This is a genomic window from Bradyrhizobium sp. UFLA05-153 (assembly GCF_054185185.1).
Genome location: NZ_JBBIAM010000017.1, coordinates 1 through 26,216, shown reverse-complemented (window position 1 = coordinate 26,216; position 26,216 = coordinate 1). Strand labels below are relative to the sequence as shown.

The window sequence follows — 26,216 nt, the reverse complement described above, 5'->3', positions numbered from 1 at the left end:
AGTCTGACCTGCAATGACCCGGAACTAAAAATTACAGATCGAATACGGATCTTTTTCGAGGATTCCGCCTAACGCCCACTTAATTTGCTGCCGGCGCGACTGCTCAAATGATAGTCAGATCGCTTACGGTTTCGGCAATCCACTGCTTTGTTCGGCCCGGACATTGCAAATGGCTCGAGTTTCCCGGCGGAATCCTGACTGCCCGAGGCCGCCGGCCTGATCTGAACCCATCGAAGCCCTCGAATCATGACGCTGCCCGCCACCGCCTTGCCCGTCGAGTTGCCCCAGGCGTTCCTCGGCGTCGCGCGCTCGCTCACCGACAAGCTCTGGCGTGACCGGCTGGACGCGCGCGGGGCGGCAAGGGCGCTCGCCATCGTCCAGCGCCATCAGCTTCCGGAGCTTCTGGCGCGGGTGCTGGCCGGGCGCGGTGTCGACATCGACGCGGTCAATGACTTCCTCGATCCGACCATCCGCAAATTGCTGCCGGACCCGTTCACGGTGACGGAGATGGAGGCCGCCGCCAAACGCATCGCGGAGGCCGCTGCGAAGGGCGAGAAGGTCGCGATCTTCGGCGACTACGACGTCGACGGCGCGACCTCGGCCGCGCTGCTCGCCTGGCATCTGCGCCATTGCGGGCTCGATCCCCTGATCCACATTCCTGACCGCATTTTCGAAGGCTACGGCCCGAACACGGAAGCGGTGCGGGCGCTTGCTGCGAAGGGCGCGACGCTGCTCGTGACCGTCGATTGCGGCACCACCAGCATCGAGCCGCTCGCCGAAGCAAAACGGCTCGGCATGTCCGTGGTGGTGATCGATCACCATCAGGCCGGCGCCGAGCTGCCGGCGGTCGACGCGCTGGTCAATCCGAACCGGCTCGACGATCTCTCCGGCCTCGGCCATCTTGCCGCCGTGGGGCTGGTGCTGGTCACGCTGGTTGCGGTCAATCGCGAGCTGCGCCAGCGCGGCTTCTGGACGTCCGAGATGCCCGAGCCCGATCTCCTGGGCATGCTGCATCACGTCGCGCTCGGCACGGTCGCCGACGTGGCGCCGCTCATCGGCCTCAACCGCGCCTTCGTCGCAAAAGGGCTGATCGCGATGCGGCGGCGCGACCATGTCGGCCACACCGCGCTGATGGACATCGCGCGGCTCAACGGCCCGCCGGAGGCCTGGCATCTCGGCTTCATGCTGGGGCCGCGCATCAATGCGGGCGGGCGCATCGGCCGCGCCGATCTCGGCGTGCGGCTGCTGCTGGAAGGCGACAGCGTCGAGGCCGCACGGATCGCGGCTGAGCTCGACCGCCTGAACAGCGAGCGCCGCATCATCGAGCAGGCGGCGGAAGCCCAGGCCGAAGCCGAGGCGCTCGCCTCGATCGGGCTCGAGGACAAGCTCGGCGTGATCGTCACGGCGTCCGAAGGCTGGCATCCCGGCGTGGTCGGCCTCGTCGCCTCCCGGCTGAAGGAGAAGTTTTCGCGGCCCGCGTTTGCCATCGCACTCGAGCCCGGCGGCATCGGCACCGGCTCGGGCCGCTCGATCGCCGGCGTCGATCTCGGCAAGGCGGTACGGCAGGCCGTTGCCGACGGTATTTTGCTGAAAGGCGGCGGGCATGCCATGGCTGCCGGCGTCACGCTTCGCAAGGAGAAGCTCGCCGAATTCCGCGCCTACCTCGAAAGCGCGCTCGCGCGCGAGGTTGCGGAAGCGCGCCACGTCAACGAGCTCTTTATCGACGGTGCAGTGTCCGCGCGCGCGGTGACGCCAGAGCTCGCCAACACGCTCAATCGTGCCGGCCCCTTCGGCAGCGGCAATCCGGAGCCGGTGCTGGCGCTGCCGGCGCATCAGCTCGTCTATGCCGACGAGGTCGGGCAAGCGCATTTGCGACTGCGCTTCAAGTCGGGCGATGGCGCGATCGTCAACGGCATCGCGTTCCGCTCCATCGGCCAGAAGCTCGGCAATGCGCTTCTCGCCAATCGCGGCCAGCAGCTGCACGTCGCGGGCGCGCTGTCGCTCGACCGCTACCAGGGCGCCGAGCGTGTGCAACTCCGCGTCATCGATATCGCCTTGCCTGACCAGGGGCCCCAAACCATCCGATAAGCGTAACCCAACAACAAAAAAAGGGGAGTGCAAATGACAGGACAGGTAGAGGGAAAGGTCGCGCTGGTGACCGGCGGCGCTTCGGGCATCGGCGAAGCCGTCGTCGAATTGCTGGCGAAGGAGGGCGCAACCGTCATCGCAACCGACGTCGATGATCTCCGTGGCCCCGAGGTCGTGGCGCGGATCATCAAGGCCGGCGGCAAGGCGATCTTCCTGGAGCAAGACGTCACCAGCGAGGAGCGCTGGGTGGAGATCGCAGCCGAGATCGCAAAACGCTATGGCCGGCTTGACGTACTGGTCGCCAATGCCGGCATCGGCATCGCCGTGCCCTCGATCGTCGACATGACGCTCGCCGACTGGCGCAAGCAGAATGCGGTCAACCTCGACGGCGTGTTTCTCTCGGTCAAGCACTGCCTGCCATTGATGCGCAAGCTTGGTGGCGGCTCCATCATCATGATGTCCTCGCTCGCGGGTCTGCGCGGTGCACCGGGACTGTCGGCCTATTCGGCCACCAAGGGCGGCGTGCGGCTGTTCGCAAAATCGGTCGCGATGGAGTGCGCTGGCGCCGGCGATGGCATCCGCGTCAACTCGGTGCATCCCGGCATCATCGACACGCCGATCTGGGGCAAGATCCCGACGGGCGCTGCCGGCAACCAGGGCAACGCGCCGATCGATCCCGAGGAGCGCGCCAAGCTCGCAACCCCGTTGGCGCGTGCAGGGCAGGCCGCGGAGATCGCCAGCGGCGTGCTCTATCTCGCCTCCGACGCCTCGCGCTACGTCACCGGCACCGAGCTTGTCATCGACGGTGGCATGAACGCCGGGAGCGCGCCGCGGCGGGCGTGAGGCGCAGGGCAGGGCGGCGGGGCGAGGGGCTGACGCCTGCGCCTCGCCCCTGTACAAGCCGGGCAACGACCTCACCCCAAGAGATGTCTTTGCCATGGCCCACAGTCTGCATTCCGATGCGCCCGCGCCCGTTCGCTCGAACCGTCCGGACCTCGCCAGCGATGCGATCCGCACCGCGCGCGAGGACCTCGCCGCCTGCTTCCGGATGGCGGCGCGGAACGGCTTTGAGGAGGGCATCTGCAACCACTTCTCCGCAGTGGTGCCGGGCCACGACGACCTCTTCCTCGTCAATCCCTATGGCTACGCCTTCCGCGAGCTGACCGCGTCAAAGCTGTTGATCTGCGACTTCCATGGCAACGTGCTCGACGGCGACGGCGTGCCAGAGGCGACCGCCTTCTACATCCATGCCGAGATGCATAAGCGCCTGCCGCGCGCGAAAGTCGCCTTCCACACCCACATGCCCTATGCCACGGCGCTGTCGATGACCGAGGGCGATCCTCTGATCTGGGCCGGCCAGACCGCGCTCAAATTCTATGGCCGCACGGTGGTCGATCGCGACTACAACGGCCTCGCGCTCGACAATCGCGAGGGCGCCCGCATCGCCTCCGCGGTTGGCGATGCCGACATCGTCTTCATGAAGCATCACGGCGTGATGGTGCTCGCCCCGTCCATCGCGGAGGCCTGGGACGATCTCTATTATCTCGAGCGCGCCGCCGAGGTGCAGGTGCTGGCGATGTCGACGGGGCGCAAGGTGCTGCCCGTCGATCCCGCGATCGCAGCCGCGACCTACAGGCAGATGCGCGAGGGCGATTCCGAATCCGCGCGGTTGCATCTCGCCGCCATCCGCCGCCAGCTCGATGCCGAGGAGCCGCAATACCGGCATTGAGGCAGGATCAGTTCAGGAGCCCTGCCGCAGCTTCGCCAGCACCTTCAGCCCGCCATAACCGTCCGCGGGCGTTATGCCGGCCCTCTGCTGAAAATCCTTGATCGCTTTCATGGTATCGTTGCCGACGCGGCCGTCGGTGCCGCCGGTGTCGAAGCCGGCCTTCGTGAGCCGCGTCTGCATCTCCTGCACTTCGGCAAGCGTCAGTGCGCGCTCGGAGCCGGGGAAGGGCTGGATGAAAGGCGGCGCGCCCAGGCAGCGATCGCCGAGATGGCAGATCGCCAGCGCATAGTTCATCGATGGATTGTAGCTCTTCACCGAATAGAAGTTCGGTCCCAGCAGGAGTGTCGGGCCGCCCGGGACAGGCGTCCACATCTGCGCCGATGCAGTGGGTTGCGGAAACGGCTGGCCGTCGGCGCGCGTGACGCCGGCGGCTTGCCAGGCCGCATACGTTCGACCGCCGCTCAGGTTGGCGGGCGCACGCACCTCGTAGCCCCAATGCTCGCCACGGTGCCACTTGCCGCGATTGACGAGATATTTTGCCGTCGAGCCCAGCGCATCGTCGGGCTTGCCGAATGGCGAGACCTTGCCATCGCCGTCATAGTCGATGCCGACATTGAGCCAGACTTCCGGCATCCATTGCGAATGCCCCATCGCGCCCGCCCAGGAGCCTTGCATCTGTTCTGGCGTGCTCCAGCCCTTGTCGACGATGCGTAGCGCATTGATCAGCTCGGTCTCCCAATAAGCCTTTCGCCGCGGTTCGTTCCAGGCGAGCGCGGCAAGCGAGGGAAATACCGGCTTCATGTGGTTCTGCTGCACCAGCGGATCGCCATAGGCGGATTCCACGCCCCACAGCGCGAGCAACGTGCCGCGCTCGACGCCGAAATCACGCTCGATGCGTGCGAACAGCGCCTCGTTGTTCTTCAGCGCAATTTTGCCGTTGATGATGCGCCAGTCGGACACGCGACGGTTGATGTATTGCCAGACCTGCTCGTTGAACTCCGGCTGATTGCGGATCTCCTTGAACACGCTCATGTCCGGCTCGACGCGCGCCATCGCGCGCTGCCAGGTAGCGGCCGAAATACCCTTGGCCATCGCGCGTGCACGAAAACTCTCGCGCCATTCATCGAAGCCGGGCGGGGTGGCCGCCAGGGCAGGCGAGGCGATGAAGGCTGCTGCGCCGAGCAGGGATTGCAGCGCGGTGCGGCGGGTCGGATGGGGTGAGGAATCAGGCTGGTTCATGCAGACAGCTTAGCCGGAAGCAGGCGCTCTCGTTGGTGAAACCTGACGCCGGAGGGACGACTTTCGACCCATCGATTTACGGAACTTTGGCATGTCATCCCGCAGAATGGCTGCCATGCAGGAGTTGTTCGCCCTCATCCGCGCCAATCCCTGGCCCTTTGCCGCCGGGTTGATCGTCGTCATCGTGGCGATTCTGGCCGAAAACTACGGACGCGGTGGCGATGGCACCGGATTCCCCGACATGTCCTGGGACGATTAGGCCGGTTCCTTCCTAGCCCTGCTGCAACTCCGTTGCGATCCGCGCCAGCCAGCGCCGGACGGTGATTTCCGCCTTCGCGTCGAGGCCTGCGGCCAGTCGCTGCTCCAGGGCGACGACACGCTCCCGGCACGTCTTCAGGAGCGTCTTGCCGCGCGCCGTCAGTGTCCATTGCAGGATACGGCCGTGCACGGGATGCGGCGTCTTGCCGATCGCGCCGTCGCGCTCGAGATTGCTGATGATCACGCCGACGGTCTGCGGCGTCAGAAAGGTCAGGCGGGCGACCTCGGCCCCGGAAAGGCCGGGATAGGCCTTCAGCATGGTCAGCACGGCAAATTGCGGCGGCGTGACGCCGAGATCGGCGAGGCTCCGCTCCATGCTGAGCCTCACGGCGGCCTGGGCCTGGCGCAAGAGATAACCGAGATACCCCTCTTCGCCGCGTTTGCCTTCGCCGGGGGCGGGCGGAACCAGCGTCCGTTCCGTTTGCGACTTTGTGATCCGGCGAGGCTTGCGCATAATATAAGAGCCCTGATAACTTGTAAGTACACTTATAATATCACGAGGTGAGGTCCATGTCACACGCCCGCAGCGAATATGAAGACTTCAAGGCGCTTGCCCCCGATGCCTACGACCTGACGCTCGCGCTTGGCCAGCTTGCGGCCAAGGCCGGTCTGGACAAGCAGCTGCTCGAGCTGGTCAAGCTGCGCGCCTCGCAGATCAACGGCTGCACCTTCTGCGTGCAGCATCACATCCTGCTGTCCGAACGGCTCGGCGTGCCCGTCGACAAGCTCAATCTGGTCGCGGTGTGGCGCGAGGCGCCGACCTTCTCGGCGCGCGAGCGGGCCGCGCTTGCCTGGACCGAGGCGCTGACCTTCCTGCCCGAAGGTGTCAGCGACGACGTCTATGCCGAGGCAAGCCGCGAATTCTCGGCAGTAGAGCTCATGTACCTGACCTCGGCTATCGCCTCGATCAACGCCTGGAACCGCTTTGGGGTCGCCTATCGGTGGACGCCGCCGCAGCGGCCGGCCATGGCGCACGCCAAGGCCTCGTGATCCCATACACTTTCGGGAGGACATAGGATGTCGTCAACGATATCAGCCATCTCCGCCACACCCTGGCGGCTTGAATCACGACCGCTGTCGCGCGCGATCGTCGCGGGTCTCGCCTGTGCGCTAGCCCTTGGAAAGGCGCTGCCGGTGACGATGGACACCGTCTCCGGCGCGCTGGCGCCGCTTTGCGCGAGTGCGGCTGAAGGATCGCCGCTCGACAAGGTCGAGCCGATCGGCTCCTACGCGCTGCCGAACGTGCCGGGCAAGCGCGTCACCATCGTGCGCGTCACTTACGGCCCGGGCGGCTTCTCGCGGCCGCACCGGCACGCCGGCTCCGTCACCGCCTATATCACCAAGGGCGAGATCCGCTCCCAGCTCGGCGGTGGCCCGGTCGAGACCTTCACGGTCGGTCAGTCCTTCTTCGAACCACCGGGCTCCACGCATCTGGTCTCGGCGAATGCGAGCAACACGGAGCCGGCGGAGCTGATCGCGGTGTTCGTAGCGGATGAAGGAGCTCAGCTCACGACATTCATCAACTAGCGCTATTGTGTCGCCTTGCCAGCGCCCGACACCATCGACTTCCAGTCGATCGCGGAGGCATGATCGGAATGGATCATGCGCTCGAAATTGCGTTTGGCCTTGCTCGTGTCGTGATTGATGGAGGCATCCTTCAGCATGGCGGAGGCCTCGCGGTGGGCGCAAAGGAGAAACACGGCGCTTGCAAGCACGGACAATGTGGATGGTTTGTTGTGCATGGTCGGAACTATCCGTTCAGCGCGAGCGTGCGGGGCGCGTCGCAGAATAGGGGCCGGTGGCGCGGTCCGAAACCACGGACAGGGTCAGAAGATCGTGAACCAAGGCGGTTCCGGACCTAACCAGCGTGCCTTGACCTTCTGCGCCTGCGTCGGGATATCGCATCTCGGATGCCGTAGCCTGCGGCCATTCCCGCGCTGAAAATGCCGACGATGATGAAGATTGCGAGCATCTCAACTGAAAAGCATTTTGCGTGCCATCGACGTTCTCCGGGACAGGAGGCTCAACGCGCGGCGCGTTGCACAAATTGAATGCCGGCGTCAACGCTGGCTGGGATCGGGCAGCTTCGTGTGGGCCATTGATGCAATGCGACTGTCGCGGTTCTCTGCATCGCGCATCGGCAACGGGATCCTTGGTGCCCCCGGACGCAACGCGACCGGGGACACGTGAGCGGGGAACATGTCCGGTTTCGATCGACCGTGTGGCGATCAACCTCCGTACGAAGCAGGATCGGGATTGTCGGACGGGTTCGCGAAGGCCTTCTTCATCGAGGCCGGCATCGGGACGTGGAAGTTCAGGCCGCGCGGCGGCACCGGCTCCATGAACCATTTGTTGTAGATCTTCTCGATCTCGGTGCTCTTGTAGAGCTTGGCAGTCGCACGATCGACGACCGTCTTGAATGGCACATCGTCCTTGCGCAGCATGATGCCGTAGGGCTCCGGATCGGAGAAGGCACCGGAGCTGATGGCGTAGAGCGAGGGGTCCTTCGAGGACGCTATCATGGTCGCGAGCTGGATGTCGTCCATGACGAAGGCCTGGGCACGGTCGGTCTCGACCATCAGGAACGCTTCGGGGGTGTCCTTGGCATTCATCACGGTGATGCCGAGCGAGCGGGCGGCATTGGCCTTGTTGAGCTGGACCAGATTGGTCGAGCCAGAGACCGAGACGACGGTCTTGCCCTTGAGATCGTCGATCTGGTCAAGCTTCTGCGCCTTCTTGGACACGAAGCGGCTGGCCGTGAGGAAATGCGTGTTGGTGAAGGACACCTGCTTCTGGCGCTCGGCATTGTTGGTCGTCGAGCCGCATTCGAGATCGACGGTGCCGTTGGCCATCAGCGGAATGCGGTTCGACGAGGTGACGACGGTTTCGTTGACATCGAGCTTGTCCAGCTTGAGCTCGGCCTTGATCTCGTCGACGATCTTCATGCAGATGTCGATCGCGTAGCCGACGGTCTTCTGGTGGTCGTCGATGTAGCTGAAAGGCGGTGCGGCGTCGCGCACCCCGAGCGTGATCGCGCCGGTGTCCTTGATCTTCTTCAACGTGCCGCTCAGTTCCTGCGCATCGGCAGGGACGGCGAACGCGACGGCCAGCATGGCCGCCGTGGTCCAAAAACGCATGTGCTTCCCTTATTCCGTTTTCAATACGGCGCTCGCGCATTGGTCGCTGCGCCCCCAGCACCCAAGCAATTCTGAGGCCAGATAGGGCGGAGCCTGAAGGGCGCCAGGTCCGGGTCGCTCGCAGCGACGCTGCTGAGGTGGAGCAAACGCCGTCTGTCGACGGCCGCGCTCGCCTCAATTCTCTTCGCTGCCTGAGCCTTCGCGCTGGTCTGGCTTGACGACGTCCTCGGGTAGGGCATGCGCGAGGGGTTGCGCCGCGCCGGCGACCTCCGGGCCGAACTCGCGGCCGCGGCCGCGGATCAGGCGTTCGTAGGCGGAGACGAGGGTGACGTAGGGGTTGACCCAGATCCAGCCCTCGCGGGTGAACACCTGGACGTCGAAATGCAGGTGAAGCGAGGTGCCGCCGGGATGGTCGAGATAATTGGAGATCACGCCGATCTTCTCACCTTCGCTGACCATGCGGCCGTTGACGAGACCGTCTGCGTTCATCACGGACGGGTTCATGTGCATGTAGCGGAAGCGGATGTGCTCGGTGCGGCTGTTGACCTGGAGCGTCGCCGCCTGGTCCTTCGGCCCGCGGATCACGGTCGCGTCGCGCACGGCGACCACGCTCTGCTGCTTGGGGTCGCAGCGTTCGCCGGCGTCAGCATTTGCCGGGCAATCGGCGGCGCGGATGTCCTCGCCCTGGTGGCCGTAGCCGCCCGGGCACTGCCAGACCTCGAAACTGCGGGACTCGCAAAAATTATCGCGCCAGGGATAGGCGGTCGGCCCGTCCGTCTTGTCGCGCTTGCTGTAGGATTGCGAGCGGACGAAGGCGGGCGCCTTCGCCAGCGGAAAGCGAATCTGCGCGTAGGCCATGACGTCGGGATGGCCCGCCTGTTTGCGGTAGCCGGTGTTGGGAATGATGTCGCCGCTCGGCCGGTAGCCGAAATCCGCCGATCGCCCCGAGGGCCGATCGACCATTTCGGAAGCGACGTCCGTCAGCGGACGCAAGCGCTGCCCGCCCGCCACATGCAGCGCCTTGAGGAAACGCTCGGCAACCGGATAGGCTTCCTTGCAGGCGAGCCGCCGCGGTTTGGCGACGCTGTCGAGACACTGGATCGACACGACATAGGCGGCGCCGAAGCGGCTGAAGGCGTAGCGCACATAGCCTTCGCGGATGAAACGGCGCAGATCCGGATATTGGCCGGATAGCGACTTGACCGGTTCGCCCTTGCCGCCGGCGGGATCGGCAAGATCGTAGATCAGCGCGGAACCGGTGATCTGGATCTCCACCGGCTTTGCGAACACGCGTTGCGGCAGGCCTTCGCCGGCGCCCGGCTCGAGTGAGAAGACGGCGTCGTAGCCGGCAGGGCCCGCATCGAACACGTCGGCCGGGCCGAAGTCGGACTGGTAGCGGGCAAGCGACAGGTTCGCCGGCGCGCCGCTGCGCTGCGCGTCGAGATAGGCGGCGGCATCGAAGGGCAGCAGCACCGGAACCGAGCTGCGCGCGATACCTGAGAAGAACTGCGAGGAAACCCCGTTCAGTTGCACCAGCGCCGGCAGCGCGCGGGGATCGAAGCGGCCGACCGAACGCCGCTGTGTGAACACGAAGTCACCGGCGATGGCGGGATGCGCGTTGATTTCGCTGCGGAGCTGGTCGAGCGCTACGCGCCAGTCGACGCGCAGGGCCGTGAGCGAGGGGGTGCGGAATTCGTCCGCCGACAGCGGCGCAGAGCCGGCGACCAAAAGCGTAAGCAACCCCACAAGAGACGAGACGAAGCGGAACCTGTGCCTGCCCACTGTTGTCTCGCCCCCCGGCGACCTTGCCCGTTCCGACCGCTTGGTTGCTTTGCCTAGTCCTTGGCTCGCTCGGCGTAAGAACCGTCTTCCGTCATCACCACGACGCGGGTGCCAACCGAGATGTGCGGCGGCACGGTGGTGCGGACGCCGTTGGAGAGCACCGCGGGCTTGTAGGAGGAGGAAGCGGTCTGGCCCTTGGTCACGGGCTCGGTCTCGACCACTTCCAGCGTCACGCGCTGCGGCAGCGCGATCGACACCGGATTGGCGTCGTGCATGGACAGCTTGACGGTCATGCTCTCCTGGAGATAGGCGGCCGAGTTGCCGACGATGTCCTTGGAAACCTGGACCTGGTCATAGGTCTCGGGATTCATGAAGTGGTAGCCGTCACCATCCTCATAGAGGAAGGTGTAGTTCCGCTCCTCGATCGTGACCTTCTCGACCTGGTCGGTCGTCTTGTAGCGCTCGGAGATCTTTACCCCGTCGCTGATTCGGCGCATTTCGATCTGGCTGACCGGGGTGCCCTTTCCGGGATGGATGTTCTCGGCGGTCACGACGACGTAAAGCTTGCCGTCTTGCTCGATCACGTTGCCCTTGCGAATAGAACTGGCGATGACTCTCAAAGCTGTATTTCCTGCTTGCTTGGCCCGGCACCGGCCAGGACATGGTCTGATTTCGGGGGGACTTGGGGCCTCAAATGGGGCCACTGCGCCCGTTTCGGGCCGCAACATACTGATTTTGCCGTTGGATGCCAGTGTTTTGCTGCCCCCCGGGATGATCCGGTAATGGTTGGGGACAAGCCCAGCAGCCCGTTCTGGACGCCCAATCGCCACCTCGACCGGCGACCATTCCTCCAGGCAAGGGCGGCGATCACGGCGGCCGTCCGGGCCTTCTTCGCCGAGCAGGGCTTTGTCGAGGTGGAAACCTCGGTTTTGCAGGTCTCGCCGGGCAATGAGACCCATCTGCACGCGCCCCGGACCGGGATCATGCGCCCTGACGGCAGCCGGGTGACGCGGTATTTGCGGACTTCGCCGGAATTCGCCTGCAAGAAGCTGCTCGCGGCCGGGGAGCCGCGAATTTTCGAGCTGGCGCGGGTGTTTCGCGACCGGGAGCGGGGCGACCTGCATCTGCCCGAATTCACCATGCTGGAATGGTACCGCGCAGGCGCTCCCTACGACGCCATCATGGCCGACTGCATCGTGGTGATCGCCCAAGCCGCGCAGGCGACCGGGATCGGCCAGTTCTCGTTCCGTGGCCGAACCGCCGACCCCTTTGCGGAGCCGGAGGTTTTGACGGTTGCCCATGCTTTCGAGCAGTTTGCAGGCATCGACCTGCTGTCGACCATTTCGGGCGACGAGGGCGACCGCGATGCGCTCGCCGCTGCTGCAGGGCTGAAGGTAAGGGTCACGGAGGACGACACCTGGTCGGACATCTTCAGCAAGGTCCTGGTCGAGCTTGTCGAGCCGCATCTGGGGCAGGGGCGTTTGACCATTTTGTTCGAATACCCATCTCCCGAGGCAGCGCTCGCACGGGCGAAGGCGGACGATCCACGGGTGGCCGAGCGGTTCGAGGTCTATGCCTGCGGGGTGGAGCTTGCTAACGGCTTTGGCGAATTGACCGATGCCGACGAGCAACGCCGGCGCTTTCAACTGTCGATGGCAGAGAAGCAGCGGCGCTATGGCGAGGCCTATCCGCTGGACGAGGACTTTCTCGCCGCCGTCGGCCAAATGCCGGAGGCGAGCGGCGTGGCGCTCGGCTTCGACCGGCTGGTGATGCTGGCGAGCGGCGCATTACGGATTGATCAGGTGGTATGGACGCCGCCTCAAGGTGAGACATGAAGAAGACCAATCTTGCACGCACCTTGCGCGAGCCGGCCGAGCTCGTAGAGCACGGCCTCGCGCCGGCCTCCGAACTCGCGGCGCTCGAGCGCGTCGCCTCGCGCTACGCGGTCGCGATCACGCCCGAGCTCGTCGGCCTGATCGACAGCTCCGATTCCGATGATCCCATCGCGCGGCAATTCGTTCCGAATGCTGCGGAACTCGAGGTGCAGCCGGGCGAAGATGCCGACCCGATCGGCGATCACGCCTGGTCGCCGGTCCCGGGCATCGTGCATCGCTATCCCGACCGGGTGCTGTTCAAGCTCGTGCATGTCTGCGCAGTGTATTGCCGCTTCTGCTTCCGCCGCGAGATGGTCGGCCCCGGCAAGGAGAACGCGCTGTCGGAGAGCGCCTATCGCGCAGCGATCGCGTATATCCGCGCGCACAGTCAGATCTGGGAGGTAATCCTCACCGGCGGCGATCCCCTGATGCTGTCGCCGCGGCGGATGGGCGAGATCATGGCCGATCTCGCCGGGATCGATCACGTCAAGATCATCCGCCTGCACACCCGCGTGCCGGTGGCCGATCCCGATCGTGTCAGCGACGAGATGGTCGCCGCCTTGAAGGTGAAGGGCGCCACGACCTGGGTCGCACTGCACGCCAACCACGCCCGCGAGCTTACGGACAAGGCGCGCGCCGTTTGCGCCCGCCTCGTTGATGCCGGCATTCCCATGGTGAGCCAGTCCGTGCTGCTGCGCGGGGTCAATGACAACGTCTCCGCTCTGTCGGACTTGATGCGCGCTTTCGTCGAATGCCGGATCAAGCCTTACTACCTGCATCATGGCGATCTCGCGCCCGGCACTGCGCATCTGCGCACCACGCTCGCGGAGGGGCAGGAATTGATGCGCGCGCTGCGCGGCCGGGTGTCGGGGCTGTGCCAGCCGGAATTCGTGCTCGATCTTCCCGGCGGCGCCGGCAAATCGCCGGTTGGCCCGAATTACGTGTTGGCGGTGCAAAATACCGCACCCGCCAAAGGTGATGCGGCAACGGAAACGCGCTATCGTATCGTCGACTATTGCGGCGACGTTCATCTTTATCCGCCTGAGAGCTGAGCGGGTGGAGGCAAGGACGAGCCGACGTTTCGGGATGGAGGAGCAGAATGAGAAAAATCGTCGTGGCCCTGTCGCTTCTGGTCTTGCTCGATGGCGCGGCCATCGCCCAGACCGGCAGCAAGGGGGCTTCATCGGGAGGGGCGACCTCGGGCTCGGTGCTGCCAGCGCCGGTCGGTCATCGCCAGCCGCGCGCCTCGGACGTGCCGAACGAGAAGAACCTCAGCGATCCCACTGATCCCCTGAGCAAGGAAAACCAGGCGCTCGACAAGAAGATCAAGAGCATCTGCCGCGGGTGTTAGGTTATTCTCCGCGGGCAGGGCGTGACAGCTCGCCCCGCCCGGGAGGTCCTGGTCTACGCCGAGCGCTCATGGACTCCGGAGCGCTGCGTGTTCCGCCGGATTTCGACCGCGTCGGCGAGCTGCTTGAGCACGCTCGCCGTCGTCGTCCAGTCGATGCAGCCATCGGTGATGCTCTGGCCGTAAGTGAGCGGCTTGCCCGGCACCACGTCCTGGCGGCCGGCGACGAGGTTGCTCTCGATCATCACACCCATGATGCGGCTCTCGCCACCTGCGATCTGGCCGGCGATGTCGGCGGTGACGAGCGGCTGGTTCTCCGGCTTCTTGCTCGAATTGGCGTGGCTCGCATCCACCATCAGGCGGGGCCCGACGCCGGACTTGGCGAGCTCGTTGCACGCCACTGCAACGCTCGCTGCGTCGTAGTTCGGCTTGCTGCCGCCGCGCAGGATGATGTGGCAGTCCTCGTTGCCTGCGGTCGACGCGATCGCCGAACGGCCGCGCTTGGTGACCGCCATGAAATGGTGCGGATGGGCGGCTGACTTCACCGCGTCCGCAGCGATGCGGACATTACCGTCGGTGCCGTTCTTGAAGCCGACCGGGCAGGACAGCCCCGACGCCAGCTCGCGATGGATCTGGCTTTCAGTCGTGCGCGCGCCGATCGCGGCCCAGGACACGAGGTCGGCGATGTATTGCGGCGTCGTCATGTCGAGAAATTCAGCGCCTGCCGGCAGGCCCAGATTGTTCACCGCGGACAGCACGTTGCGTGCAAGTCGCAGACCCTTGTTGATGTCGAAGCTGCCATCGAGGTCGGGATCGTTGATCAGACCCTTCCAGCCGACGGTGGTGCGCGGCTTCTCGAAATAGACCCGCATCACGATCTCGAGCTGGTCGGCGAGATCCTCGCGCAGTCGTGCGAGCTTCTCGGCGTAGTCGATCGCAGCCTTGGGATCATGCACGGAGCAGGGGCCGACCACGACCAGAAGGCGGTCGTCCTGGCCATTGAGGATGGCGTGGATTGCGTTGCGCGCCGCCATCACCACGCGGGTTGCAGTGAGCGTGCGCGGGATTTCCCGCATCACCTCTTCCGGCGTGCTCAGCTCTTTCAGTTCGCGGATACGAAGATCGTCGGTCGTGCTCAGCACGGCGGGCTCCTGTTTGTTAGAGAACCTGCCGGCCAATAAAAAAGCCGCCAGGTCTGGCGGCTGTTCGGATGTCTTGCTGCAATGTGTCAGATTGAGCGCGATACTCCCGCCGCCAGCGAGCTGTCGTAGCTAAAGTACCAAAAATAGCTGGTGGCGAAGGTGATCATGGCGCGCTCTATAGCGCAGCATTTGGGGCTTGTCACCCCCAAACAAGGGGGAGCCAACGCGCCGCTCAAGTGTTGCTGTTGCGTGCCGCAAGCGAGATGCCGATCAGCGTGGCGCCGCCGAACAGGAGGTTGACCCCGACGAGGATACCGATCGCCCATTCCGCCGAGCTCGGCAGGCCCGTGATGACCAGGAACGAGATCACGATGTCGACGAGGCCGGAGATCAGGAGCCACGACCAGCGGCCGGTCAGCTCGCGGCGATGCTCCAGCGCATACATGATTGTGGCGACGCCCTCGGCGAGGAAATACGCCCCGAGCACGATCGTCAGCGTCAGCACCGCCTGCATCGGCCGCGCCAGCAGGACCATGCCGGCGAGCACGGCCAGCGCCGCCGAGATCAGCGACCACCAGAAGCCCGGCATGTTGCGCGCCCAGAAGGTCACAACCAGCCCGCCGATGCCGCTGATCAGGAACATCCAGCCGAGGAAGATCGTGATCGCGAGGCTTGCGAGCGGCGGCAAGATCAGCGCGGCGATGCCGAGAATGACAAGCAGGATGCCTTCGAACAGGAAGGCTTTCCAATGCGCCTTGACCGCTCGGCTCATGGCGGACTGCAGGCGCGCAAATTCCTCGGGCGACGTCATGGAAGCCTCCAGGCCTGAAGGAAGGACTTTGCAGTTCACTCTAGTCTGCGCGTTCCGCCGTGACCACCCGCCTCAGGGCGCGGATGAAAATCCTTCCGCGCTGGTGCGGATGCGGTTGCGGCCGAGAACGTAGATCGCCGTTGTGACAACCAGTAGGGCGATACCGAGCAGGATCGAGGTCAGACCGATGGGGATCAGCACCAGCGTCACGTTGTGATCGGGGTTGACCAGCCAGTGATGGATCGAGGTCAGCACGAAGGCGAGGCCGACAAAGCCGACGCCGCCGCCGATCACCAGCAGCGCCCACATGCGCCGAAGCTGGCTGAGGCGCTCGCGCGCAACCTCGGTGCGCGGTGCGTGGTGGCGCGCGACGCGCCGCACCAGGCGGATAGCGAAAGCGATCGAGCTGAAGCCGATCAGAAGGCTCGCCGCGCCGAGCCACATCCGCACATTCGGATCGAGGTCGGGCATCCGCTGCAAGGTCAGCAGCGGAAAATCGAAGCTCGCATGCAGTGCGAGCGGGCCCATCAGCATCAGCACGCGGCTCGAGAAACGCGCCCAGTCGCGATGATGGCGGTGCGCGCCGAGCGCTGTGCCCGAGCGGGCGATGGCGAGATAGGCTCCGGCAATGATGCCGAGTGCGCCGTGGAAGGGCACCGTGAGCACGCTGCGCAGGGCCGCGAGCGAACGCCACATGTCGGCATGTTGCACGAGATAGGCGAGGTTTTCGTAGGCGGCAAAGCCGAGCCCGACGGCGGCGCCATAGACCACCGTGTCCATCGGATTGGCAAAGGTCCGCCGCTTGGTCGAGGACACCAGAACGATGGCGATGACCTTCACCGCTTCCTCCGGCAGCGCCACGCCGAAGATCGAATGCATGGCCAGCGCGGCCCAGGGATCGTCGGGGGCTGCGACCATCTTGGCGAACGGCGCGCGGGCGAGCCCCAGCAGCGAAATGCTGGCCGCACCGAGCAGGAAGGCAGTCCAGACCTGGGCCGGCGGGCCGGGACGCTCCTCGGCCGCGATGACGAGCCAGAGCATCAACAAAGCCGGTGCGACGGCGGCCGTCCCGATTACGGTCGGCAATGCTTCAAGCAGTGTCATCATCGGCTGGACAATAGGTTCCCTCGGTCAGCTTATCCACTTGAAGCGATGCGACGATGTGTCATGCGTCTGCTGTCGCAACGCTTAACGGTCCCGACAGCTGCCGTTCATGCATGCTCGGCATCTCGATCGAAAGGCCTGCGCGATCAAACGCATAACCATCTCCGCTCGATTTCTACATCAAGAACGGCGCGCGTGAGCGGTGATTAGTCAGAAAAATCAATGGATTCAGAGCGTTTCTTAGCTCCACGATGCGCGCGTTCGGACCGCGTGTCCATAAGCGAAATCGCGAAAACCGGGCAGCCGGTGGTCGCCCTCAAGCACCTATCGCCGCTGCGGCGGTTGGTTGCGGTGTGCGCGGGCCTGCTCGAGCTGCCAGAAGAGCCGCACACAACAAGAGCCCAGGAAGACGACGATGAGCAGCAACAGGAAGGCCTGATCGGGAGCGGCAAGATGGTTCATGCCCCTGACAAAGCACCACCTATGCCATCTGTTCCCCGCGGCGCCCTGCACCTGGGGCAGACGCGCTACTAGTGAAGCCCGCCTGTCGCCGCACCCGCATATCCGCCATCGGAAGCTGGTTGAGCGTCGGGAGCGATGTCGAACGCGCCGAGATGGAATTCATCGCCGACCGCATCGGCCGACGGCGCTTGCGCCAGGAGCGTGAAGGCAGCGTCTGGGTACTGCTGCCAGACCTGGATGTCCCCCTCCGTGATCGTCAGCCAGCCGAACGTGTACATGTAGCGTCCGGGCTCGGTGACCCGGCCGACGCGTTCCCAGGTGATCTTGTTGACAGCCATTCGGTCTCCGATCGCAAGCGAGCAATGACAGCGAAGGCCGCGCACAAGGCACGGTCGTCAGCAGTTTGCCTCGGCAATTTGGGCCAAGACAAGGCGATCAGTCGAACGCGGTTAAGGCGGGACGGCGCAGGCGGCCGGCCAGGGCGAGATCAGCCAGCTGTCGAGGTTGCTCGCGCGTCCGAGGCCGCTCCATGGTCCTTCAACGCGAAAGCGCATGATCGCGATGGACAGAGGCGATCAGTCGAACGATTTCGCAGGTGGCAAGGAGGCCGATCAGCCACGCGATGTTGAGCAGTCCGAGGCGCGCCACGACCGACGTCGTGAAGGCACCGGCTCCGCCAAGGAGAGGCGTGACAGCGAACAGCATGAGCTCGTACGCGCCGTAGGCGCACAGCAGGGCAATGGCGAGCACGAGCGGCGTGCTCTTCAAGGAGAGATGTTGGAGCACAGCCGATGCTGCCGCGGTCGCAGCCAGCGCGGCGGCGCCGATCGCAACACCCCAGGCCATCGTGCTTGCATCGATCGGATAGTGAAGCGCGGCGAATCCGATGGTTTGGTTGACGAGCCACGCACCGGTGATGACAAGCAGCGCCGGGCGTTGCGGCAGTGCTGCCGCGGCAATGACCGCGAACGCCGCAAAGGGCGTCGCGCAGGCGAGCGCAAAGCTCGCAAGCGCGCATGAGGCGGTTAGCAGCGCGAAACAGAAGGCCGCTGCATGGCGCGGTTCGACCGGACGAAGACGGACGTGATCGACGGAAAGCGGCATGAAATATCCTCTCGTCGAACTCTAATACATTTTCAGATCTGAGACAGTCCGGACGAGATCACGGTTTGGCGGCCGGAGCCTTGGCATCACCGGCCGATGAGCAGGACGATCGTCGCCAAAAAAATGGCGAAACCGATAGCGGGGACGATGATCCAGATGGTTTCGTTCCTCATGCCGACTGATAGGCCGGAATTTGCGGTACTCCGATAGCTATACGTTGGTTTCAGCAAGTCCGACGCTAGGGCTGCCTAGTGGCGTCGATGTTCCATTCAAAATCAATGGGTTTAAGCGTACTGGGAAAGCAAATTTCACTGCTTTCTAGTAGCTTTTTTGCACGTCCCCAACGCGAAGGCGTTCCTTTCCCTCGCCAGGGAGCCGTGCTGATTTCGAAGATGGCAACCTTCGTCACCAATTTACCCGCAATCCGGCCTTGCCGGTGTAGGCGAATCCGCCGCCGTCAAACCGGCTCTGGTAGGACGCGTTGGCATAGAGCGTCGTATTCGATCTCACCTGCGCGCTGACGCCGACATTGATCTCGCCCCAGAGACCGCCGAGATCAGCAAAGAACGGAATGAAGCCGGTTTCCGAAGAGAACGATGTGACCGGGTTGCCGCGGAATTCATTCCAGAGATTTGGCCGGATCCAGGCGGTAATCGCCTGCTGCGCGAACCCGTCAAGCGCCCATGTGCGACCAAACCTCGCGCCGACTCGAGCGGCGAGCGAATCGACGTCGGCAAAGCGGACCCGGGCCGCGATGTCGGAGGCGTCATGGATGTTGATGTTCTGATAGATCAGCTGCGCCTGCGGTTCGATGAACCAGCCGCCGGCGAACTTGAAGGGATAGCCGCCCTCGAGTGAGGCGGCCAAACCCTGGCCTTGAGTCTTCAATGTCGGCAGGCCGCGGTTGGCCGTCGAGTTGATGTCGTAGAAGGTGCCCTGCAGGATCGCATCAAGGTACCAGCCGGTCGGCCCGAAATGAGTCCAGTAGCCGCCGAGCGTGTAGGCAGCGAAGTCGCTATTGCCTTCTCTGCTGTCGAAATGGGTGACCTGCCCCTGGTTGCCGCCGATTGCGAAATAGCCACCGGCGTGATCGCGCGAACCATCGGGTCGGTCTTGGCGGAGGAAATCCATGCCCGCCTGCAGCCCCAGGAATTGGTATTCAAAGCGCGGACCGCCGGTGCCACCACTCAACACGCCGAAGCTGTCGCCGTGCTGCGTACCGTTGACGCCGATGATCCGACCCCAGCCAAGATACGGTGAGCCGGGAGTGAGCGGGGCAGCCTTGTAGTATCCGGCCGAGGCCGCGCTTGGATCGAACTCCTCTCCGACGCGCTCGTGCAGCGTATCGAGCAGATTGCGGCCATACAGGAGCGCCATCGACGGGATCGCCGCATAGAGCGAGGTCTCGATGCGGAAGTTTGGGGTCGTCGGCGTCGGTGGAATGGGCGGAACCGGTGTCTGACATTCTGGCAAGTTCGGGGCCAGCGTGCAGTTCAGCGTCGAGCGCAGGTACCAGTTGCCGTTTCCTGCATCGGCGCCGACACCGCCCAGGAACAGGGTGTATTCGTAAGGGCCGGCGACGGCGGGCGCGCCGAGCGTGAAGACGCCGCCGGCTGAACGGCCGGGATCAAGTGCCTGCACAACCAGGATGCCGTCGTTGACCGTCAGCGCACCAGCGCCGCCAGCATTCTTGGCAAAGAGCCGCGTCGCACCGCCAGCGCCAAGCGAGGTGCCATCGACCACGAGCACGTCGGAGTGCGAGTTGGCGCCGCCCTCATTCAGCACGGTGTCGAGCAGAAGCTGGCCGCCATTCGCGATGAATGTACCGCCACCGCTCATGCCGGGCGTATGGCCACCCGAAATCAGCAACACGTCACCGGGAACGGGATTGGCCTGCAGATCGATGATGCCGGAATTGGTGAAGCTGGTCGCCCCGAGAATCTGGCCCTGCACGGGGCCGCCGAGCGCCATCGCATTGAAATTCAGTCCCAGCGGCAAATACTGGCCGGCGGCATCGAGGGTGGTCGCCCCAGGACCGCCCAGCAACGCCAACGTTCCGCTATTGGTGAAGGTACTGGGACTGCCACCAAGATCTGAAACCGCGACACGCAACGTGTCGCGAACTCCGTCGCCATTGGTGTCGGCGAAATGGCGCAAGTTGAAGATGCCGTTGTTGGTGACATCGTTCACGCCCGCGAGCTGGACAAAACCGGTGATGGTGCCGTTGTTGATGATGATCGGATCGCCGGCAACGGCGCGATCAGACAGTGCGCTTATGCTCCCGTCATTGGTCAGGGTCGCGAGCCCACCTGCGGAGCTGAGGAAAACACCGGTGGCCTGCAAGCCCCAAATCGGCCCGACACCGGTCAGGTCGGCCTGCCAGCCGCCCATGATCGATCCGCCTTGCGCGATGTTGACCGTCACGCCACCGCTGCCGCTCGTTGCGCTGATTGCGGTACCGAACTGTCCCGGCGTCGATACGTTGGCCGCGTTGACCTCGACATGTCCTGTCGTTGTGGAGCGCGCAACCGGCCCGTGCAAAGTCTGGGTATCGGTGAGTAGCCCGCTGTTTCTAGCGAGTATCGTGCCACTGTCAGCCAATATGCCAACAGCATTGGAGCTATTCGTCGTGTCGATCGGCCCGGTGGCATTGATGGTGATGCTGCCACTGCCGGAAAGGGCAACGATGCCGGCGCCGCCACCGCCCTGGGTGGTAATGCCGGGGCCGGTGTAGGTCACCGTGGTTGGCGCGTCGGCGTAACTGATGGTTCGGATACCTACGGGATCGTTGAAAATATTCGAATCGGGGACCGCGGTCCCGAAGCTCATGATGGTCGATGCTACGGTCGCAGTTAGCGACCGTCCGTTTGCTGCGGTGGCCGAATCCAACTGGACAGCGATGCCCGCCTTCACAGGTTGAGTAGGGCTGCCGTCCCCGGGGTTCGCGCCACTGACGGTTATGACGGTGCCAGGACTGGTGGTGACCGATGCCGAGCCGTCGCCCTCGGCCCATACGACGATGCCACGAGGCTTGTTTCCAAACACGTTGATCGTGCCACTATTGTATGTCACCGACGCATCGCCGGCTCCCGACGGGACAAGCAGGGAGTCACCGGCATGAGCGATCAAGCCGTAAAAACCGGCCCCACCTACACCCGGCGTGCCCGTGATATTGCCGGAAGCAACTATTGCGGCGTTTCCTATTCCGCGGTTATCGGCCTGGATGCCAGTCGCCTCGGTTCCGCTAGAGGTTAGGCTCCCGCCGCTCCAGGTTACGCTCGCCAGATGTGGGATCCCCGTCAGGTTTGGCATTGCGAACGCAACGATCGCGTCCTCACTTGCGGTGCCGGCCACGTCAATCGTCGTGTTCGTTGCGCTGATGATCGCGTCGCCGCTCGACTGGATCCGCAATCCGGTGTTGTTAGCCGTAAGAGGATTGGCCGTATTGTTGATGGTCACACTATCCGTAGTGATGGTGATGTTGGCACTGCCCGAAGTTACGCCCGTTGAGTTAGCGGCGTTCACGGCGTTAACGCTGCCTGCGCCGGCGGGGATGACGACATTGACGCCGGGTAGAAGTGTGAGGCCGATGGGGGTGCCGCCCAGGCCGTTATTGGTATCGACGTTGATGCCGCCGGAATAGGGGTTGCCGCCCAGCGTACAGATCGTGTTGCTCGCGGGACCCGCGCACTGCGCCAGCGCTGGCGACAGTCCCGCATCGAATGCGGCGACGGCAGTTACAATGGCGGCTAACGAAACGGTTGATAGCAGCCGATAGCGTAGCAATCGATACGAGTCGAAATCACGAACCAGTCGGTGGAGCGCGACGGTCGCAACCGAATGGTGATCTCGACGCTTTATGGCGTTCCAGACTTGTGGGTCCGATAAACAAGCGCCGACGGCCGCGAATCCATGCTTCATCGCTTTCCCCACCGAGGTGATACAAGCAAATGAAAAAGGCGCGCCGTCCCGTTTGGTTGGAACGCAAACACAATCGTTGCGTCACACGATCAGCATGACGCTTAAATTCAAGCTCCCCAGCCTGACTGTAAGCCGACGCCACAATCGTCAATGAAGTCGTGCACGTCTCCTTGTCCCCGCGCGACGCCATCCGTGATTTGTGGTCATAATCCCCAGCAACGATCCGGCAACTACGGGACCGTTGCTTGTGAGGCCTGTCGGATTGCCGATAGGCACGCTCATACAAGACGATAAACCCAGAGCGTGCAATTGTCCTTAAAGACAATTGCCCGCTAGAGGTGCGGTCCTGGTTGCAACGATCAGCGGCGCACTGCCCTTGAGCTAATGCTTGCTTTGAGCATGCAAGGTCCGAAAGAACCCTTGCGAGCGCACGGGCGAAGGAGAGAAAGACTTCGATGTGGGAGCGACCCCGTTGACGGAACTGTCCGATGCGCAACCTTACGAGATCGCCGGGACGAGCTGAGGTCATCGGAGACGCACACCGCGATGCCGCGCTCGAGCCGGCGGATCACCGGTCGGTATGGGGGAACTCGTAGCGCTCCAGCCGCTCGACGGCTGCCTCTTGCTCGTGATGTCCCAACCACAGGACGAAGAGGATCAGCGAGCCGCCTAAAGCAGCCTGGCCGAAAGCTAGCTGCCTCATCCCGTTTGAATGCGCAGTAGGGCCCGACGTTCCCGCGTTTTCCAGGCGGCGCCGCTTCGGTTCCGCGTCCTATATTGACGGGCTGACCGATCCGCAGGGCATATGGGTTTTGACCAGGCGCCCGTGCAGGCACTCTCCATGCCGCTCGTGGACGAAGGCAAGCAAGCCCATGACAATCAAAGCAGCGACGACACACACGATTACGAAGTTCTGCGTCATGATGCCACTCCAGGGCCGGAGTCTGATCCGCGGCTATCGGGCGGGATCAGCACATCATTGAGGAGCTCAGGCGGTGAACGAAAAACTGCCCGCCAACTCCTAGGCCGGCGGGTTCGCCATGCGTCGCAGCTTCATCTTGGCAGGTGACTTTTTTTGCTTTGGGGCAGCGAGAACCTGCGGACTGTCGCTGTCGGGCTGGCGTTGTTGCTGCGCTGGTGAAATGGGCCGTTCAAATCTGGCAGCCCACCGCTGCGCGGACCGCCTTTCAAGTTCTAGAGGGACCGTACTCACGACCGGAACTCCGGGTTCACGATCCTGCCCTGGCTTGGAGACCTCAACGCTCACGACGTCTCAAAGGTCCCATTCGGGATTTCCCGGTCTCGACCGGACACAGGCGAGTCCACACTCGCGCGCGTGCGAACCTCCGGTATGACGACCGCGGAACGCCGCGCGCCGTCGCGCTCCTTTTCGGCCTCCGGGCGCCTAGGTGTGACGTGGGTCACGGCGCGAACGAACCCAAGAGAGCCACACTCTTCTCTTCCTAAACCATTGCAGGAGCGAGAATGAGCAACGAACTTCACGAACTATCCATCGGCGATCTCGATGAGGTTAGCGGTGGCATCTATAGGGATTTCACCCCTGGCCCGGCCGTTGTGCCATCCATCCCCATCCCGCCGCCCTTGCTGGGGCTCTTGGGGGCCGGCCCGGTCATCCCTGGAGGGTACGGCCCGATCGGTACCATCACCCCTCAGTAACGCGCGCTCTTAACGCAGGCGGCGCCTCAAGCGCCGTCTGCGCACCTTACCGCGCCTGGGACATCTTCCAATACAGGCACGCCCGCCTCAGATTTTTTTCGAGCCAACTCCGCGTCGCTAGCGGAGCCATAGAGCCACGAGGGCACACGTGAAGCCTGCCGCCAGGATGCTCGCCGCCGTTAGGGTGACTAGATCAATTGACCAGGGGTGTCGTTTTCCACCGATCAAGTCGAAGTGTCTGGAGTGGTGGTCGTCCCTGAATGTCTGAAGGCGCATGACACGCACTCCCTTGTGCGCGGTACCCTGACCTGGCCTTAGTATCCTGACTTGGCCTTTGCACCGCTGGCCGCATTTCCGGTCGTCGTTCCAGTCGACATGCCGGTCGTCGTGCCTGGCGCCATCTTCTTCCCTGCATGGTGAACTTTGTGGGTCGTCTGATGGGCCGTCGACATGGCGCTTGTGGCTGTTGGAGCGACGCTTAGGCCGATGGCGATAGCTCCCACAATGAGTGCCTTGAGCATGGCAAACCTCCGGTCGGCCTGCCCCAAAAAGAAAACCGGCGGATTTGTGAAAAGTTCCTTTTTCGCCTTGATTGCAGCCACCCAGCGCGCGTCGCTCATGCGTCGGCAGGAGGCCTCACAAGGCGCTGCGGCCCAGCCCACGAGTGTTGCTTCCGATGAGGGCAATCGCAAGCCCGTCCAGGAATCGGCGCCGGTTATTTTGGTCACTGACCGCCACTAGGCGCTTGCGATCCTCTCGACGACCGTGTGTGAAGTTAGCTTGACGGCACTTCTGACAGGTCGCCATGGCGGCCCGTTTCGTTTACCCGCCAACTGCGAGCGCGGCCTCGTTCTCGATTTGGCGCCGCAAGTTAGTTCGGGAGCCGGGCGTCGTCCGACGTCGGTCGAGCATTTCCGTTCGCGCCGATCTCGCAGGTCCTAGCCTGGCGTATCAGTCGGTCTCGCTCCGCGCCCGGGGCAACCGAATGTGCGCGCAGGCGCGCCGCAGCGGCCTGCTCGAGGAGCCGCTTTCGTTCGGCAGCGAAGTCAGTGTCGCGTCGCATCTTAGTCCCCGTCGACATTCTGAATCACAGATTAGGGTAGTAGAAGTGAGCACCCAGCACCGTCGCCCTTCGGCCACACTCAGGCGCATGACGTCCGCTTATCCACAGCGCGGAGCGCCAGGGCGCGAGCGCGGGGTGGATATCAGTGAGGATCTGCAAAAAGCGCTGGCGGCGACGCCGCGCAAGCATGTCTGCGTCATCACCACCGAGTTCGGGAAGCAGTTCACGGTCGACGGCTTCAGCGGCTTCATGCGCGATGCCATCAAGCGGGCAGGATCGGACGTCCGAGATCATGCGGGCGGCCGTCACGTACACGTCTCTCAACGGCGCCATCAACGGCGCATGGAGGGCGGAGCACACTGGCAATTCAACCGTTGCCGAGCCGGTTCTCACGCTGGCGGGGCGTAAGGCGTATGTCAGCCTATCGTGCAATCTGTCGTCGTCGTCGATTCCCCCGCGGGGTTGGCGGCTGCGAGGTCCGGTTCGGATTTGCCTCCAATGCCGGGCCTCGCTTCTTACCGCTGTTCAAGGCTCGCACAATGCCGATGCGAGCAAGCATCGTCGGACCGCCTTTCTCAGCGACCAGGATCAGCGCCTCCATCGCGGCCTGCCATTCCGGGCGATCGTGCACGGCCTTCGGCAGCTCGGCAATGTATTCGCCGGCATTGCGCAGCGTGGCCAGCTCTGTGTTCACAAGTGCACCGACCGGCGGGTTCGATTGCCCTAAAGGCCAATTTTACTCAACTCGCGGTGTGCTGCAAAAGGATGGCTGGCGCGGACCTGTTTCGCCAGGGGTCGCTAAGAGCCGGACATCGCTCATCGGGAAAAATAGGAACCGGGGCATCTCCAAGCATTTGTTGCGTTCTTGAAGCGTCCAGGAGTCTTTCATGCTGACAGCCGCAGAATGCCAAGCACTTGCCGACGAATACAGATCCCGCGCTCGGCAGCCTGAAATCTCGAAAGAGTGTGCCGCCATGCTCACGAATATCGCGCGAAGTTTTGCCGGTCTCGGGACCCAGCTTGATCGCCTCTCCGCCTACATGAGAGATGATTCAAACCGGAGACCACGTCAGTCGACTTCTGGTTTCAGCAACCGCACATAGGTCCCGCCTCTCGCGCAGCTCGAGCCAGCCGCGTTCGATTGCATGATTGATGCCGGCGCCAAACTCTTCGCCGCTGGCCTTCAGCGTATAGAGGAACGGGGCGTTGATCTTCTCGATATGAATGCGGCCGTCTTGGACGGCTTCGATGCCGGCGGCGATCTCGACTAGCACTACTTTGGCAGAATCTATTTGCGCCAGTGTTTTTCAAGGATTTGTTTTCGGCAGTATGGGCACCGCTGAGACGGCGGCCGAAGGATGAGATCGACGATGGCGTGACGTACGGCGGGCATGGTTGGCTGAGGCGGAGGTCCGTT

The 26,216-nt window shown here is 63.8% G+C and carries 27 protein-coding genes; 11 read left to right on the top strand and 16 right to left on the bottom strand.

All coding sequences use genetic code 11. From position 1 onward, the window contains the following. The first annotated feature begins 246 nt into the window (after window positions 1–246). The 3 genes from recJ (at window position 247) to Q2941_RS12705 (ending at window position 3,817) form a co-directional block, all read left to right on the top strand. Window positions 247–2,088: a single-stranded-DNA-specific exonuclease RecJ gene (recJ, locus tag Q2941_RS12715; protein ID WP_254112319.1), complete on the top strand. Its 1,842-nt coding sequence runs from the start codon at window positions 247–249 to the stop codon at window positions 2,086–2,088. 33 nt (window positions 2,089–2,121) lie between these two features. Further along, window positions 2,122–2,931: an SDR family NAD(P)-dependent oxidoreductase gene (locus Q2941_RS12710; RefSeq protein ID WP_027524634.1), complete on the top strand. Its 810-nt coding sequence runs from the start codon at window positions 2,122–2,124 to the stop codon at window positions 2,929–2,931. 94 nt (window positions 2,932–3,025) lie between these two features. Further along, window positions 3,026–3,817, top strand: a complete 792-nt coding sequence (locus tag Q2941_RS12705; RefSeq protein ID WP_458192699.1) for an aldolase — start codon at window positions 3,026–3,028, stop codon at window positions 3,815–3,817. Window positions 3,818–3,829: 12 nt separating this feature from the next. Here Q2941_RS12705 and Q2941_RS12700 read toward each other — a convergent pair whose 3' ends face one another. Continuing rightward, window positions 3,830–5,056: a lytic murein transglycosylase gene (locus Q2941_RS12700; RefSeq protein WP_458192698.1), complete on the bottom strand. Its 1,227-nt coding sequence runs from the start codon at window positions 5,054–5,056 to the stop codon at window positions 3,830–3,832. Window positions 5,057–5,147: 91 nt separating this feature from the next. Between Q2941_RS12700 and Q2941_RS12695 the strand changes: the two genes are divergently transcribed. Continuing rightward, entirely contained in the window at window positions 5,148–5,315 is a 168-nt protein-coding gene (locus Q2941_RS12695; RefSeq protein WP_458192697.1) for a hypothetical protein, read from the top strand. A gap of 12 nt (window positions 5,316–5,327) precedes the next feature. Here the strand turns inward: Q2941_RS12695 and Q2941_RS12690 are convergent, their stop codons facing one another. Then, the gene (locus Q2941_RS12690; protein ID WP_458192696.1) at window positions 5,328–5,828 is read right to left on the bottom strand and encodes a MarR family winged helix-turn-helix transcriptional regulator; all 501 of its coding nucleotides are present in this window, start codon (window positions 5,826–5,828) and stop codon (window positions 5,328–5,330) included. A gap of 56 nt (window positions 5,829–5,884) precedes the next feature. Here Q2941_RS12690 and Q2941_RS12685 point away from each other — a divergent pair, with 56 nt between their 5' ends. After that, entirely contained in the window at window positions 5,885–6,364 is a 480-nt protein-coding gene (locus Q2941_RS12685) for a carboxymuconolactone decarboxylase family protein (RefSeq protein WP_458192695.1), read from the top strand. 27 nt (window positions 6,365–6,391) lie between these two features. Beyond that, the gene (locus Q2941_RS12680) at window positions 6,392–6,901 is read left to right on the top strand and encodes a cupin domain-containing protein (protein WP_458192694.1); all 510 of its coding nucleotides are present in this window, start codon (window positions 6,392–6,394) and stop codon (window positions 6,899–6,901) included. 2 nt (window positions 6,902–6,903) lie between these two features. Here the strand turns inward: Q2941_RS12680 and Q2941_RS12675 are convergent, their stop codons facing one another. From Q2941_RS12675 to efp, 4 genes are all read right to left on the bottom strand, one after another. Continuing rightward, window positions 6,904–7,116 (bottom strand): hypothetical protein, encoded by a 213-nt coding sequence (locus tag Q2941_RS12675; RefSeq protein WP_458192693.1) that lies wholly within the window; start codon window positions 7,114–7,116, stop codon window positions 6,904–6,906. Window positions 7,117–7,602: 486 nt separating this feature from the next. Beyond that, complete coding sequence (locus tag Q2941_RS12670; protein WP_458192692.1) at window positions 7,603–8,511, bottom strand: amino acid ABC transporter substrate-binding protein; 909 nt, start codon at window positions 8,509–8,511, stop codon at window positions 7,603–7,605. Window positions 8,512–8,685: 174 nt separating this feature from the next. Next, window positions 8,686–10,293, bottom strand: coding sequence for a peptidase M23 (locus Q2941_RS12665; RefSeq protein ID WP_027524640.1), 1,608 nt, complete (start codon window positions 10,291–10,293; stop codon window positions 8,686–8,688). Window positions 10,294–10,346: 53 nt separating this feature from the next. Further along, complete coding sequence (gene efp / locus Q2941_RS12660; protein ID WP_027524641.1) at window positions 10,347–10,913, bottom strand: elongation factor P; 567 nt, start codon at window positions 10,911–10,913, stop codon at window positions 10,347–10,349. Between the two features lie 162 nt (window positions 10,914–11,075). Between efp and epmA the strand changes: the two genes are divergently transcribed. From epmA to Q2941_RS12645, 3 genes are read left to right on the top strand one after another with little or no spacing between them, the layout of a single operon-like run. Continuing rightward, the gene (gene epmA / locus Q2941_RS12655; protein WP_027524642.1) at window positions 11,076–12,128 is read left to right on the top strand and encodes an EF-P lysine aminoacylase EpmA; all 1,053 of its coding nucleotides are present in this window, start codon (window positions 11,076–11,078) and stop codon (window positions 12,126–12,128) included. Then, the gene (locus Q2941_RS12650) at window positions 12,125–13,219 is read left to right on the top strand and encodes a lysine-2,3-aminomutase-like protein (protein WP_254112328.1); all 1,095 of its coding nucleotides are present in this window, start codon (window positions 12,125–12,127) and stop codon (window positions 13,217–13,219) included. Before epmA ends, Q2941_RS12650 begins: the two co-directional genes overlap by 4 nt. Window positions 13,220–13,266: 47 nt before the next feature. Next, window positions 13,267–13,518, top strand: coding sequence for a hypothetical protein (locus tag Q2941_RS12645; protein WP_027524644.1), 252 nt, complete (start codon window positions 13,267–13,269; stop codon window positions 13,516–13,518). Window positions 13,519–13,571: 53 nt separating this feature from the next. On the opposite strand, the gene Q2941_RS12640 is transcribed toward Q2941_RS12645, so the two are convergent. From Q2941_RS12640 to Q2941_RS12630, 3 genes are all read right to left on the bottom strand, one after another. Then, the gene (locus Q2941_RS12640; RefSeq protein ID WP_458192691.1) at window positions 13,572–14,657 is read right to left on the bottom strand and encodes a 3-deoxy-7-phosphoheptulonate synthase; all 1,086 of its coding nucleotides are present in this window, start codon (window positions 14,655–14,657) and stop codon (window positions 13,572–13,574) included. Between the two features lie 232 nt (window positions 14,658–14,889). Then, window positions 14,890–15,468, bottom strand: coding sequence for an HdeD family acid-resistance protein (locus Q2941_RS12635; protein ID WP_027524646.1), 579 nt, complete (start codon window positions 15,466–15,468; stop codon window positions 14,890–14,892). 72 nt (window positions 15,469–15,540) lie between these two features. Then, window positions 15,541–16,572, bottom strand: a complete 1,032-nt coding sequence (locus Q2941_RS12630) for a PrsW family intramembrane metalloprotease (RefSeq protein ID WP_027524647.1) — start codon at window positions 16,570–16,572, stop codon at window positions 15,541–15,543. A 222-nt stretch (window positions 16,573–16,794) separates the two neighbouring features. On the opposite strand from Q2941_RS12630, the gene Q2941_RS12625 reads away from it, so the two are divergent. After that, entirely contained in the window at window positions 16,795–17,106 is a 312-nt protein-coding gene (locus Q2941_RS12625; RefSeq protein ID WP_156944469.1) for a hypothetical protein, read from the top strand. On the opposite strand, the gene Q2941_RS12620 is transcribed toward Q2941_RS12625, so the two are convergent. The 7 genes from Q2941_RS12620 to Q2941_RS12590 form a co-directional block, all read right to left on the bottom strand. Next, window positions 17,103–17,372, bottom strand: a complete 270-nt coding sequence (locus Q2941_RS12620; protein WP_051389859.1) for a hypothetical protein — start codon at window positions 17,370–17,372, stop codon at window positions 17,103–17,105. The two genes, Q2941_RS12625 and Q2941_RS12620, sit on opposite strands and share 4 nt — an antisense overlap. Window positions 17,373–17,571: 199 nt before the next feature. Next, window positions 17,572–18,138, bottom strand: coding sequence for a hypothetical protein (locus Q2941_RS12615; protein WP_027524649.1), 567 nt, complete (start codon window positions 18,136–18,138; stop codon window positions 17,572–17,574). 405 nt (window positions 18,139–18,543) lie between these two features. Next, complete coding sequence (locus Q2941_RS12610; RefSeq protein ID WP_458192690.1) at window positions 18,544–21,924, bottom strand: autotransporter family protein; 3,381 nt, start codon at window positions 21,922–21,924, stop codon at window positions 18,544–18,546. Between the two features lie 907 nt (window positions 21,925–22,831). Further along, complete coding sequence (locus Q2941_RS12605) at window positions 22,832–22,981, bottom strand: hypothetical protein (RefSeq protein ID WP_156944471.1); 150 nt, start codon at window positions 22,979–22,981, stop codon at window positions 22,832–22,834. Between the two features lie 1,069 nt (window positions 22,982–24,050). Then, on the bottom strand, window positions 24,051–24,356 hold the full coding sequence (locus tag Q2941_RS12600; RefSeq protein ID WP_458192689.1) for a hypothetical protein: 306 nt from the start codon (window positions 24,354–24,356) through the stop codon (window positions 24,051–24,053). Between the two features lie 467 nt (window positions 24,357–24,823). Continuing rightward, complete coding sequence (locus Q2941_RS12595; RefSeq protein WP_254112335.1) at window positions 24,824–25,108, bottom strand: hypothetical protein; 285 nt, start codon at window positions 25,106–25,108, stop codon at window positions 24,824–24,826. Between the two features lie 112 nt (window positions 25,109–25,220). Then, the gene (locus tag Q2941_RS12590) at window positions 25,221–25,493 is read right to left on the bottom strand and encodes a hypothetical protein (RefSeq protein ID WP_254112336.1); all 273 of its coding nucleotides are present in this window, start codon (window positions 25,491–25,493) and stop codon (window positions 25,221–25,223) included. A 451-nt stretch (window positions 25,494–25,944) separates the two neighbouring features. On the opposite strand from Q2941_RS12590, the gene Q2941_RS12585 reads away from it, so the two are divergent. Next, entirely contained in the window at window positions 25,945–26,070 is a 126-nt protein-coding gene (locus tag Q2941_RS12585; RefSeq protein ID WP_371933074.1) for a hypothetical protein, read from the top strand. Window positions 26,071–26,216: the final 146 nt, after the last annotated feature.

Excerpts from the sequence above, each read along its gene's own strand:
- Q2941_RS12700 (WP_458192698.1), bottom strand. The coding sequence starts at position 5,056 with ATGAACCAGCCTGATTCCTCACCCCATCCGACCCGCCGCACCGCGCTG.
- Q2941_RS12615 (WP_027524649.1), bottom strand. The coding sequence starts at position 18,138 with ATGCCGCTTTCCGTCGATCACGTCCGTCTTCGTCCGGTCGAACCGCGC.
- Q2941_RS12705 (WP_458192699.1), top strand. The coding sequence starts at position 3,026 with ATGGCCCACAGTCTGCATTCCGATGCGCCCGCGCCCGTTCGCTCGAAC.
- Q2941_RS12635 (WP_027524646.1), bottom strand. The coding sequence starts at position 15,468 with ATGACGTCGCCCGAGGAATTTGCGCGCCTGCAGTCCGCCATGAGCCGA.
- Q2941_RS12685 (WP_458192695.1), top strand. The coding sequence starts at position 5,885 with ATGTCACACGCCCGCAGCGAATATGAAGACTTCAAGGCGCTTGCCCCC.
- Q2941_RS12620 (WP_051389859.1), bottom strand. The coding sequence starts at position 17,372 with ATGGCTGTCAACAAGATCACCTGGGAACGCGTCGGCCGGGTCACCGAG.
- Q2941_RS12630 (WP_027524647.1), bottom strand. The coding sequence starts at position 16,572 with ATGACACTGCTTGAAGCATTGCCGACCGTAATCGGGACGGCCGCCGTC.
- Q2941_RS12585 (WP_371933074.1), top strand. The coding sequence starts at position 25,945 with ATGATTGATGCCGGCGCCAAACTCTTCGCCGCTGGCCTTCAGCGTATA.
- Q2941_RS12710 (WP_027524634.1), top strand. The coding sequence starts at position 2,122 with ATGACAGGACAGGTAGAGGGAAAGGTCGCGCTGGTGACCGGCGGCGCT.
- Q2941_RS12650 (WP_254112328.1), top strand. The coding sequence starts at position 12,125 with ATGAAGAAGACCAATCTTGCACGCACCTTGCGCGAGCCGGCCGAGCTC.
- Q2941_RS12695 (WP_458192697.1), top strand. The coding sequence starts at position 5,148 with ATGTCATCCCGCAGAATGGCTGCCATGCAGGAGTTGTTCGCCCTCATC.
- Q2941_RS12605 (WP_156944471.1), bottom strand. The coding sequence starts at position 22,981 with ATGACGCAGAACTTCGTAATCGTGTGTGTCGTCGCTGCTTTGATTGTC.
- recJ (WP_254112319.1), top strand. The coding sequence starts at position 247 with ATGACGCTGCCCGCCACCGCCTTGCCCGTCGAGTTGCCCCAGGCGTTC.
- Q2941_RS12625 (WP_156944469.1), top strand. The coding sequence starts at position 16,795 with ATGGATTCAGAGCGTTTCTTAGCTCCACGATGCGCGCGTTCGGACCGC.
- Q2941_RS12645 (WP_027524644.1), top strand. The coding sequence starts at position 13,267 with ATGAGAAAAATCGTCGTGGCCCTGTCGCTTCTGGTCTTGCTCGATGGC.
- epmA (WP_027524642.1), top strand. The coding sequence starts at position 11,076 with ATGGTTGGGGACAAGCCCAGCAGCCCGTTCTGGACGCCCAATCGCCAC.
- Q2941_RS12680 (WP_458192694.1), top strand. The coding sequence starts at position 6,392 with ATGTCGTCAACGATATCAGCCATCTCCGCCACACCCTGGCGGCTTGAA.
- Q2941_RS12690 (WP_458192696.1), bottom strand. The coding sequence starts at position 5,828 with ATGCGCAAGCCTCGCCGGATCACAAAGTCGCAAACGGAACGGACGCTG.
- Q2941_RS12675 (WP_458192693.1), bottom strand. The coding sequence starts at position 7,116 with ATGCACAACAAACCATCCACATTGTCCGTGCTTGCAAGCGCCGTGTTT.
- Q2941_RS12600 (WP_458192689.1), bottom strand. The coding sequence starts at position 24,356 with ATGAGCGACGCGCGCTGGGTGGCTGCAATCAAGGCGAAAAAGGAACTT.
- Q2941_RS12670 (WP_458192692.1), bottom strand. The coding sequence starts at position 8,511 with ATGCGTTTTTGGACCACGGCGGCCATGCTGGCCGTCGCGTTCGCCGTC.